Origin of the sequence: Streptomyces sp. NPDC047061 (assembly GCF_040643955.1) — a bacterium.
GTDB lineage: Bacteria > Actinomycetota > Actinomycetes > Streptomycetales > Streptomycetaceae > Streptomyces.
Genome location: NZ_JBEYVI010000072.1, coordinates 20379 through 29994, shown reverse-complemented (window position 1 = coordinate 29994; position 9616 = coordinate 20379). Strand labels below are relative to the sequence as shown.

General features: G+C 72.8%; 10 protein-coding genes and 1 pseudogene. 7 read left to right on the top strand and 4 right to left on the bottom strand.

The window, feature by feature from the left end; genetic code table 11:
* Window positions 1–84: pseudogene (locus ABZ887_RS48775) on the top strand (BlaI/MecI/CopY family transcriptional regulator); the annotation flags it as partial.
* Window positions 85–200: 116 nt separating this feature from the next.
* Here the strand turns inward: ABZ887_RS48775 and ABZ887_RS48770 are convergent.
* Both ABZ887_RS48770 and ABZ887_RS48765 read right to left on the bottom strand, forming a co-directional pair.
* On the bottom strand, window positions 201–1424 hold the full coding sequence (locus ABZ887_RS48770) for a maleylpyruvate isomerase N-terminal domain-containing protein (protein ID WP_361305759.1): 1224 nt from the start codon (window positions 1422–1424) through the stop codon (window positions 201–203).
* Window positions 1425–1477: 53 nt separating this feature from the next.
* Window positions 1478–2059, bottom strand: a complete 582-nt coding sequence (locus ABZ887_RS48765) for a sigma-70 family RNA polymerase sigma factor (RefSeq protein WP_361305755.1) — start codon at window positions 2057–2059, stop codon at window positions 1478–1480.
* Between the two features lie 406 nt (window positions 2060–2465).
* Here ABZ887_RS48765 and ABZ887_RS48760 point away from each other — a divergent pair, with 406 nt between their 5' ends.
* Together ABZ887_RS48760 and ABZ887_RS48755 are read left to right on the top strand one after the other, a co-directional pair.
* The gene (locus ABZ887_RS48760) at window positions 2466–2840 is read left to right on the top strand and encodes an STAS domain-containing protein (protein WP_361305753.1); all 375 of its coding nucleotides are present in this window, start codon (window positions 2466–2468) and stop codon (window positions 2838–2840) included.
* Window positions 2841–3006: 166 nt separating this feature from the next.
* Entirely contained in the window at window positions 3007–3519 is a 513-nt protein-coding gene (locus ABZ887_RS48755) for an EF-hand domain-containing protein (protein ID WP_361305751.1), read from the top strand.
* On the opposite strand, the gene ABZ887_RS48750 is transcribed toward ABZ887_RS48755, so the two are convergent.
* Window positions 3503–5080, bottom strand: a complete 1578-nt coding sequence (locus tag ABZ887_RS48750; RefSeq protein WP_361305749.1) for an AMP-binding protein — start codon at window positions 5078–5080, stop codon at window positions 3503–3505. The genes ABZ887_RS48755 and ABZ887_RS48750 overlap by 17 nt on opposite strands.
* Window positions 5081–5236: 156 nt before the next feature.
* Here ABZ887_RS48750 and ABZ887_RS48745 point away from each other — a divergent pair, with 156 nt between their 5' ends.
* From ABZ887_RS48745 to ABZ887_RS48730, 4 genes are all read left to right on the top strand, one after another.
* Window positions 5237–6367 (top strand): acyl-CoA dehydrogenase, encoded by a 1131-nt coding sequence (locus ABZ887_RS48745; protein ID WP_361305747.1) that lies wholly within the window; start codon window positions 5237–5239, stop codon window positions 6365–6367.
* 6 nt (window positions 6368–6373) lie between these two features.
* Window positions 6374–7249 carry an acyl-CoA dehydrogenase family protein gene (locus ABZ887_RS48740; protein WP_361305745.1) on the top strand — a complete coding sequence of 292 codons (876 nt, stop codon included), beginning with the start codon at window positions 6374–6376 and terminating at the stop codon, window positions 7247–7249.
* 397 nt (window positions 7250–7646) lie between these two features.
* Window positions 7647–7784: a hypothetical protein gene (locus tag ABZ887_RS48735; RefSeq protein WP_361305743.1), complete on the top strand. Its 138-nt coding sequence runs from the start codon at window positions 7647–7649 to the stop codon at window positions 7782–7784.
* 18 nt (window positions 7785–7802) lie between these two features.
* Complete coding sequence (locus ABZ887_RS48730; protein WP_361305757.1) at window positions 7803–8279, top strand: ATP-binding protein; 477 nt, start codon at window positions 7803–7805, stop codon at window positions 8277–8279.
* A 337-nt stretch (window positions 8280–8616) separates the two neighbouring features.
* Here ABZ887_RS48730 and ABZ887_RS48725 read toward each other — a convergent pair whose 3' ends face one another.
* The gene (locus tag ABZ887_RS48725; protein WP_361305741.1) at window positions 8617–9552 is read right to left on the bottom strand and encodes a cyclase family protein; all 936 of its coding nucleotides are present in this window, start codon (window positions 9550–9552) and stop codon (window positions 8617–8619) included.
* Window positions 9553–9616 lie beyond the last annotated feature (64 nt).

Sequence of the window (9616 nt, the reverse complement as noted above, 5' to 3'; positions counted from 1 at the left end):
CGCGGATCCGACCGGGAGGCCGTGCTCGCCCGGTTCGTCTCCGAACTCTCCGAGGAGGACGAGCAGTTGCTGCATCGCCTGCTCGGGGACCTAAAAGGGCGCAACGCGCCTTTTAGGGGCGCGGGGAACTGCGCGAACGGCCCCCACGCGGCCGCACTCGCCGACGAGACCGGACCGTCCCGCCCCGTGGGCGGACCCGCCTACATCCGGCTCAGGCTCGCGGCGGCGAACAGGACGTCCCTGATCGCCGCCCGGTCCCCGAGTTGCCCCGCCGCAGCCTCCTCCGGCGGCACATGGCCCGCGGCCAGCCGGCAGAACTCCACGTCGTCCAGCGCCACGTGCGCCACCTCGAACTCCGACGAGCCCACCGCCCCCGGCGAGTCCAGCGGGATCAGCCACTCGCCGCCGCCGCTGCCCTCGATCTCCAGCCGCAGACTCCGGCCGGGCCGTCCCGCAGGGACCAGGTGGGGCGTCTGGCCGGGCGACGCCAGCCCCGCCCGTCGGCGCTCGGCCAGCGCAGCGGGCAGCATCCGGGCCGCCAGGTCGATCATCCGGTGCAGGTGCCTCGGGGCCGGCGGCCCGTAGGGATAGTCCACGGCCTCCGCGATGTCCTCCGCGTGCACCCAGCACTCGAAGGCACGGTCCAGCATCGCGTCGTGCAACGGCAGTTCGAAGTCGCTGTACGACACCCCGAGGCGCCCGGCGCCGCCGCCGGTGAAGGAGACGGTCTGCACGAGCCGGTGGCTCTGCTCCCGCCAGGGCACCCGCACCCCACGCGTCGGCGGGAAGTGCGAGGCCTGCCAGAACGCCTCGGTGCGGGCGGCCGGGCCCTGCACCGGGGTCTCCCCGAGCGGGTCCTCCAGGCCCAGCGCCGTCGCCACCAGCCCGTCGACGGACAGCAGGTGCGCGATCACTCCGGCGACCGTCGTACGGCGGGTCGCCGCCGCCTCGCCGTCGAACCAGCGCAGCCGCACCGGCGCGTGCCACTCCGCGTCGCCGATGTCCTGGAGCAGGGCGTCCAGGCGGGCGGTCTCCGCGTCGTAGGGCGCCGCCCAGGCGGGGATCGGGATCCTGGCCGGCCGGCGGTCCAGGCAGGCCTCCAGGACCCGGGTACGCAGGCCGGGATCGAGGTCCAGGCTCTCCGGCTGGTGCAGCAGGCCGACCGCCTCGCGCAGCCGCCGCGCCTCGTCCGCACAGGCCCCGCAGTCCCCGAGGTGGACCTCGACGGCGAGTGCCTCGGCGGTCGAGCACGCGGCCAGCGCCCACGCCCCGAGCAGCGACTTCAGGACGTCGTGCGACAACTGCAGCGGTACGGGCGGCTGGTCGGCCGGCTCGGGCAGCGGCTGCCCGCCGTCCTCGACGGAGGCCCGGGGCAGCGGTATGCGCGGCGACCGGCCGAAGTCGGCGCCGCCGTCGCGCGGCATGTCACCGTCCCCGGAGCCGTTGCCGTCGTGCGCCTCGGAGAACTCGGCGCCGGTCACGCCCCACCCCCGGGTCCGGGCGGCGTCCCGACGTCGTGCGCGGTGGACAGCAGCTGCAGGCCCAGGCGCAGCCGGCGGCGGGCCTCGTCCTCGGTGACGCCGAGGTCCACCGCGGTCTGCCGGTAGTCGCGGCGCTGGAAGTAGGCGAGCTCCAGGGCGGCGCGCAGCGGCGCCGGCATGGAGTGCACGATGTAGTCCGCGCGGGCGGCGACGGAGGCCCGCCGCACCTTGTGCTCCAGCTCCTCCGCGGCCTGCGGGGAACCGCTGTCGCCCGGGGCGAGCGCGGCGGTCTCGGTGGCCCGCAGGCGCTGCACGGCGAGCCGGTGGGCCAGCGCCGCGAGCCACGAGCGCAACGGCCCCTGCCGGGGGTCGTAGGCGTCGGGGTGCTCCCAGACCTGGGCGAAGACCTCGCGGGTTATGTCGTCGGCGGCCCGTTCGTCCCCGAGGACGCGATGGGCGAGCCCGTGCACGAGCGAGGCGAAGCGGTCGTACAGCTCACCGAGGGCGGCCGCCTCACCGCGTGCGAGCCGCTGCTGCATCTTGCGGTCCCAGCGGGGCGGTGCGTCCTTCTTCGCCATGCGGCCCCCTCCCCGTGTCCGTGTCCAGCGTGTCTCCACCGTCTCCTCGAATGTAGTCGGCACGTCCGGCAACGCACGCCCCTTTATGGCAATGCGCGCCCCTTGACGGACTGCAGGTGGTAGTAGGCGGTTCCGGTACTTCTCCCCGCCCTTCTGCCTGCCCTTCTCCGCGACGTTCTCCGCCGCTCTCCGCGTGATTCCCGGCTCTCCCGCTCGTATCCGGCCGAACCTTACGTTTCTGATCGAACAGGATCGTCAGTGACCGAAACAAGACCCTCTCCGATCGATGCTCGTTTGTCATCCGGGGTTTCGGGGAACCGCCGCTGGGCAGCCGCGCGACAAGAAGCGTAGGAACTGGCTCCGTTTCCGGGCGGTTCCGGAGATCCGGCGAGCGGAGGGCTGAGCCGTGGCTTTCAAGGTGACCGGCGTCGAACAGGGCGAGTGGGCGGTGCTCGGGGTGTCGGGCGAACTGGACCTGGTGACCTCGCCGGTGCTGCGCCAGCGGGTGCACGACGTGGTCGCCGAGGGCCACCACAGCCTGGTCCTCGACCTCTCCGACGTGTTCTTCTGCGACTCCAGCGGTGTCGGTGTCCTCATCGCGGCCCGCCGCCTGATCCGCTCCTGCCGGGGCCGGCTGCGGCTGATCCTGCCCGCCCAGGGCGCGAGTGACGGCTCTCACGTCAACCGGGTCCTCGGCGCCCTCGGCGTACGACGCCTGTTCGACGTGTACTCCGACATCGACAGCGCGACCGCCGACGAGGAGGACCCGCTGTCCGCGTAGCCGGGCCGCGCGAGCGCATAGCCGATGATCACGACAGTGCCACGTTGTTGTCGCGGAATTCCCCCGGTCTTGGCACAACTGTCGTTTTCCCGCTCTCGGGCCGCCGCCGCGTCGTACGCTCCCTGCGAGATGAACCCCCACGTCACGTAAGGCGGCCCGAACAGACATGGTCAGCACCGAGTACGAGCGACGGATCGCCGCCCGGTTCGCAACCTTCGACCAGGACGGCAACGGCTGGATCGACCGCGAGGACTTCAACGCGGCGGCCAAGGCGCTGCTCGCCGAGTTCGGCCTCGCCGCGCGCTCCGACAAGGGACAGGCCCTGTACGCCGGTGCGGAGGCCTTCTGGCAGGGCATGGCCGGCATGGCGGACCGGGACGGCGACCAGCGCATCACCCGCCAGGAGTTCGTCAGCGGCGCGGTCAAGCGGCTGCACGACAACCCCGAGCGGTTCGGCGAGATCGCCCGCCCCTTCCTGCATGCGGCCCTCGCCCTCGCGGACACCGCGGGCACCGGCACGGCGACCGTCGCCGACACCGCGCGCGTGCTGCGCGTCCTCGGGGTCGCCCCGGAGCTCGCCCAGGCGATCGCGTCGGGCCTCGACATCGACGGCGACGGCAACGTCGCGGAGACCGAGATCGTCCCGGCGTTCGCCCGCTACTTCACGATCCCGGAGTAGAGCTCCCCGGAGCCGGAGCCGGAGCCGGAGCCGGAGCCGGAGCCGGAGCCGGAGCCTCGGCGAACCGCTCGCGCAGCTTGTACTTGAGCACCTTGCGCAGCGTCTCGTTGCGCGGAAGCGCGTCCACCACCTCGAGCCGCTCCGGCAGCTTGTGCACCGACAGCCCTTCCGCGCGCAGGTACGACACCACCTCCGGGAGCGTCAACGCGGCCGTCCCCGGAGGCTGTTCGACCACCGCGCAGACCAGCTCACCGCGGTCCGCGTCCGGCAGCCCGACCACCGCCACGTCGGCCACCGCCGGATGCGCGGCGAGCAGGTCCTCGATCTCCTTCGCCGAGATGTTCTCGCCCTTGCGGATGATCACGTCCTTGAGCCGCCCGGTGAGGACCAGATGGCCGGTTCCGGTCACCCGGCCCAGGTCGCCGGTGCGCAGGAACCCGTCCGAGTCGAAGGCCGCGGCGGACTGCGCCGGGTCCAGGTACCCCTGGCACACCGCCTCCCCCCGCAACCGCACCTCGCCGCCCTCGGCGATCCGGATCTCCATCCCCTCCGGCGGCCTGCCCTCGGTCGTCGCCAGGTTCTCCGCCGTGTCGTCCGGCGCCCCCATCGTGATCATCGGCACCTCGGTCATGCCGTACCCGTGCGTCAGCTGCACGCCCATCTCGCGCACCACCGCGTGGTACACCTCCGGCGGCTTGGGCGCCCCGCCGCCCGCGAGCAGCCGCAGCGACGGGACGACCGGATCCCCCGGCTGCTTGCGCTGCTCGGCCAGGAACATCGAGTAGAACGCCGTCGAACCGCCCGCCACCGTCACCCCGTGCCTGCGGTACTCCGGCAGCGCGTCCGGCAGCGCGAACTGCTCGAACAGCACTGCCGGGAAGCCGTACAGCAGCAGCATCACCGTGTAGTCGGGGCCGGCGATGTGCGCGTACGGGAAGGCCATCGAGCCCACGTCGGCCGCCGTGAGCCGCAGCGCGTGCGCCAGGCACGACCCGCCCGCGATGAGCGAACGGTCCGTGTGCAGAACGCCCTTGGGGTCCGAGGTGGTTCCCGAGGTCCAGTAGATCCACCGGACGGAGGTGCCCTCGGCGGGCGGGGCGGGCAGCACGGCCGGATCGCCGTCGGGCAGCCCGGCGTCGTCGTACGCCTCGAAGACCCCCTTCGCGCCCAGCCGCCGCGCCATCTCCGTGTGGTCGAAGCCGCGCCACACGCCCGGTACGGCGAAGAACTCGGCCCTGGACTCGCGCAGTGCGAAGCCGACCTCGCGGTCCCGGTAGAACGGGATGACGGGCGACTGGACGGCGCCGAGCCTGGCCAGCGCGAAGGAGAGGACGGCCGTCTCGATCCGGGTGGGGAGCTGCCAGGCGACCACCGTGCCGGGGCGCACCCCCATGCCGTACAGCCCGGCCGCGACGCGTTCGGCACGCGTGCGCAGGCCGCCGAAGGTCAGGGTGCGGTCGCCCTGGAGGAACACCGGCCGGTCCGGGGTGAGTTCGGCGCGGCGGGCGGCCAGGTCCCAGAGTGTGCGGGAGGCGCTGAGGTCGTGTGCGGTGGTGTTCATGGCGTCCCCCTGCCGGCGGAACCGCGGAATCGACAACAGAACTGACGAGTCGTCAGATCGTAGGTCCTGGCGCCTTGCCGGTCCAGGGGTGCGGGGCTAGCCTGCGAGATCTGACGAAGATCTGATGAACCATCAGCTCCGTGGGGGTGTCTGCCGGTGGATCTGTCGTACACGCCCGAGGAGGAGGACTTCCGGGCGCGGCTGCGGGAGTGGCTCGCCAAGGCGCTGCCCGGCCTCCCGCCGAAGCCCAGGCCCGAGGACTGGCCGGGCCGCCGCGCCTACGACCTCGGCTGGCAGCGCGCGCTGTACGACGCCGGGTACGCCGACGTCCACTGGGACGCCTCTCCCACCATGCGGCTGATCTTCCTGGAGGAGACCGAGAAGGCCGGTGCGCCCTATGTGGGCGCCAACTTCGTCGGCCTGCTGCACGCGGGCCCCACCATCGCCGCCGAGGGCACCGAGGAGCAGCGGGCCCGCTGGCTGGCGCCGATCCTGCGCGGCGACGAGGTGTGGTGCCAGGGCTTCAGCGAACCGGACGCCGGCTCCGACCTGGCCGCGCTGCGCACGCGCGCGTGGCGCGACGGAGACGACTACGTGGTGACCGGGTCCAAGATCTGGACCTCGCACGCGGAGGTCGCCGACTGGTGCGAGCTGCTGGTGCGGACCGACCCGGCGGCACCGAAGCACCGGGGTATCACCTGGCTGGCCATGCCCATGGACGCCCCGGGAATTATCGTACGGCCGCTGCGCACGCTCGCCGGGTCGGCCGAGTTCGCCGAGGTGTTCCTCGACGAGGTGCGGGTGCCGGTGGCCAACCGGGTCGGCGCCGAGCACGACGGCTGGCGCGTCACCATGGTGACCCTCTCCTTCGAACGCGGCACTGCCTTCGTCGGCGAGGTGGTCGCCTGCCGCCGGGTGCTCGGCGACCTCGCGCGCGTGGCGCACGGGAACGGCGCCTGGGACGACCCGGGACTGCGCCGCCGCCTCGGCCGCCTGAACGCCGAGTTCCGGGCGCTGTGGCGGCTCACCCAGTGGAACGTCAGCGAGGCGGAGGGCCGGGGCGTGCCCGGCGTCGGGGGCTCGGTCTTCAAGCTGCGCTACTCGCACGCCCGCCAGGAGCTGTACGACGCGGCGGCCGACGTGCTCGGCCCCGACGCCCTCGACCTCGACCGGCCCTGGGTCCTCGACCGGCTCTCCTCCCTCTCGTACACCATCGCGGCCGGGACCTCGCAGATCCAGCGGAACATCGTGGCCGAGCGGATCCTCGGGCTGCCGAAGGGGCGGTGAGCGGACGTGCGCTTTCGACTGACCAGCGACCAGGAGGCGCTGCGGGCGGGCATGCGGGAGCTGCTCGGGCGCCGGTTCGACGGCGCGGTGCTGCGGGCGGCGGCGGCCGGCGCGCCGGGCGGCCTCGACCGGGGCCTGTGGCGGGAGCTGGGCGCCGCCGGGTTCTTCGCGCTGCGGCTGCCCGAGGCCGACGGCGGCGTCGGGCTCGGCCTGCCCGAGGCCGTGCTGGTGTTCGAGGAGGCGGGGCGGGCGCTGCTGCCCGGACCGCTGGTGGCCACCCACCTCGCGGCGGCCGACGTGCCCGGCGCGGCCACCGGGGAGGCCGTGGTGGCCCGGGTGGACGGCGGCCTGGTGGAGTGGCTGGCCGAGGCCGACGCGGTGACCGGGGACGCCTCGGGCGCCGTGCCGGTGCGCTCGGTGGACCCGTTGACGCCCCTGCACCGGGTCCCGGGGCCGGTCTTCGCGCCGCCCGACCCGGTCGCCGTGCTCCTCACCGCCGCCGAGCAGCTCGGCACGGCCACGCGCGCGTGCGAGCTGGCCGTGCAACACGCCCGCACGCGCGTGCAGTTCGGGCAGCCGATCGGTGCGTTCCAGGCGGTCAAGCATCTGTGCGCCGACATGCTGGTGCGCACCGAGACCGCACGGGCGGCCGTCTACGCGGCCGCCGTGACCTCCGACCCCGCGGACCTCGCGGCGGCCCGGCTGCTCGCCGACGAGGCCGCCGTGCGCGGCGCTCGGGACTGCCTCCAGGTGCACGGCGGGATGGGCTTCACCTGGGAGTCGGAGGTGCATCTGCATCTGAAACGGACATGGGTACGGGCGCAGCGTGGCGGATCGAATACGGAGAGTGAGGACATGCTCGCCGCGGAGCTGCTCGGCTGAGCGTTCGAAACGCCCCTGGCCTGCGGAATCATGGGTTCGGGCGGTCGAGATGTCGCGGATTGTGGCATACCGGAATTACGGAGCGTTGATACCGGGTTGTGTCCAACGCGTGACTCGTCACGGCCTGGAGTCGGCTGTCCCCTCCGGTACCTTCTGTGGGATGCGAGTGGTTCCGAGGACGAGCCATGCCGGCGGAGCCGTCGAAGCGGCCCCGCCACTCATGGTGCGCACCGCCGCTCGCAGGGCGGTAAGGGCTTGTGCCCCCGCTTGTTCGACTCCCCGCCGCGAGCGTCGCACAGTATGCCGGAGGCGTACTCCTTCGCGCTGGAATATGCCCGAAGCGCTTGTTGGGGTGACTGTACGTCAACCATGCTGTCTCGTAAGGGAATCACGTTCCGTGACCCTTGCTCTGGCCGTTGTTCTGGCCATGCAGAAAATGGCTACGATCGTGGCCCTCGTCGTCCTCGTCGTCGCGGCCCTCGTCGCGGCGCCGGCTCGGCGCGGGTTCATGTGTCCGCCGGTTCGGATGGTGTGAGCGGTGCAGGTGCTTCAAGTGCAGCTGGAGATCCGGCCCGACCCCGCGGAGGTGGGGCGGGCCAGAAGGTGGGCCCGCTCGCGCCTCGCCGGGTCCGGTATAGCGGCGGACGAGCCGCTGGCCGAGACGCTGATCCTGCTCGTCTCCGAGCTGGTCACCAACGCCGTGGTGCACACCGGCTGTCCGGCCGTGCTGCGGCTCTCGCTGCCGGGCGTGGAGCGCAGAGGCGCCGACGAGTCGGTCACCGTACGGCTGGAGGTCGCCGACGCCAGCGACCGCGCGCCCGTGCCGCGGTGTGCCGACGGCGACGCGACCGGCGGCCGCGGCCTCGCCCTCGTCGACGGGCTCGCCGACCGCTGGGGCTGGAGCCCCGAAGACGGCGGCAAGCGCATCTGGTGCGAACTCGACCGGTGTTCGCAGCCCCAGCAGGGCGCGGCGGTGGCGTACGGGGGCGGCCTCGCCTCGTACGAAGGGCTGGCCTTCGAGGCCGTGTGAACCCGCCGTGCGGCCATGCGCCGGGGGTTGCATCCGTGCGCGCCCATGATGAACCGGGGCATAAGTCGTAAAGCTCCGCGCGGGTGTTGACGCCTTGTGACCGTTTGCTCACGCTTGAGGTCTGCGATTCGCCGCGAGGGGACGGCGAGGGTCTTGATGGCGGACGCCCTCGTCGAGTGTGGGTCGAGTCGGACGGCGGCGCGCGGGACCGGGCTCGGGGCGGGCCGGTGCGCGTGGTCGTCCGGGTGCAGGGGGAATGGGGGAGGGCCGGTGTCACGCCGCCTCGGCGTGACACCGGCTTCCGGCGGGGCGGCGCTCACTTCCGGCGAGGCGCTACTCAGAGGACAGCCACGGGGGCGACCGGGGTGCCCGTCGCGCCGACGAACGGCTCGGGCATCGCCGACAGCAGGAACGCGTACCGGCCGCTTTCTCCACAGGCTGTGGACAACTCTTCGAGATTCCAGTTCTGGCCCTGCAGCATCCCCATCTCGACCAGGTCCAGGGCGTGCACGGGCAGCCACAGGTCCTCGATCTCCGGCGGGAAGATCTCGAACGTGAGAGTGTCGTTCGCGACCGCGGCCACGTCGCGCGCGTGGAACCACTCCGGGGTGTGCACCGAAAGACCCGGCGACGGATAGCCGTACCCGTGCTTGTCCCCGGCCAGGTACACCTGCACCTGCCCGGTCCGTACGAGGACCATGTCGCCGCCGCGGACGGTCGTCCCGGCGAACTCCTCGGCCGCGTCCAGGTCTTCCGGGGTGACCGCGTGCCCGCCCGTCAGCCGGTCGACGCCCCGCGCCCGCGCCACGTCCAGCAGCACCCCGCGCGAGACGATGTGCCGCGCCTTGTCGATCCCGGAGAACTCGGCACCGCCGTGCGCGGTGACCGTGCCCGCCGGGCGGCCGTTGTAGAGCCTCCCCGAGTGCGAGACATGGGTGAGCGCGTCCCAGTGGGTGCCGGCCTGCAGCCCCATGGTCACGGCGTCGTCGCTGCACGCCACCGTCCCCGGGCCGAAGAGCTCCTGGTTGATCTGCACCATGGTGTGCAGGGGGTTGACCCGCCCGGGGATCATCCCGGTCTGCACGCCGTCCTCCCGGAGCGGCAGGGCGAGCGGCACGCGCCGTCCGCTGCGGACGGTCGCCGCCGCCTCCCGCACCACTTCGTCGGTGATCAGGTTCAACGTGCCGATCTCGTCGTCGGCCCCCCAGCGGCCCCAGTTGTTGACGCGCTTGGCGATGTCGTGGAACGCGGGATGAAGCGTCGGCAGTGACATCTCGGTCCTCCCCGGGGCTTGTGTCCGCACATCAGACGCGCCATAAAATCTAACGGTCCGTCAG

Coding starts and splice junctions, on each gene's coding strand:
- ABZ887_RS48765 (WP_361305755.1), bottom strand. CDS start 2,059: ATGGCGAAGAAGGACGCACCGCCCCGCTGGGACCGCAAGATGCAGCAG.
- ABZ887_RS48770 (WP_361305759.1), bottom strand. CDS start 1,424: ATGCCGCGCGACGGCGGCGCCGACTTCGGCCGGTCGCCGCGCATACCG.
- ABZ887_RS48750 (WP_361305749.1), bottom strand. CDS start 5,080: ATGAACACCACCGCACACGACCTCAGCGCCTCCCGCACACTCTGGGAC.
- ABZ887_RS48725 (WP_361305741.1), bottom strand. CDS start 9,552: ATGTCACTGCCGACGCTTCATCCCGCGTTCCACGACATCGCCAAGCGC.
- ABZ887_RS48755 (WP_361305751.1), top strand. CDS start 3,007: ATGGTCAGCACCGAGTACGAGCGACGGATCGCCGCCCGGTTCGCAACC.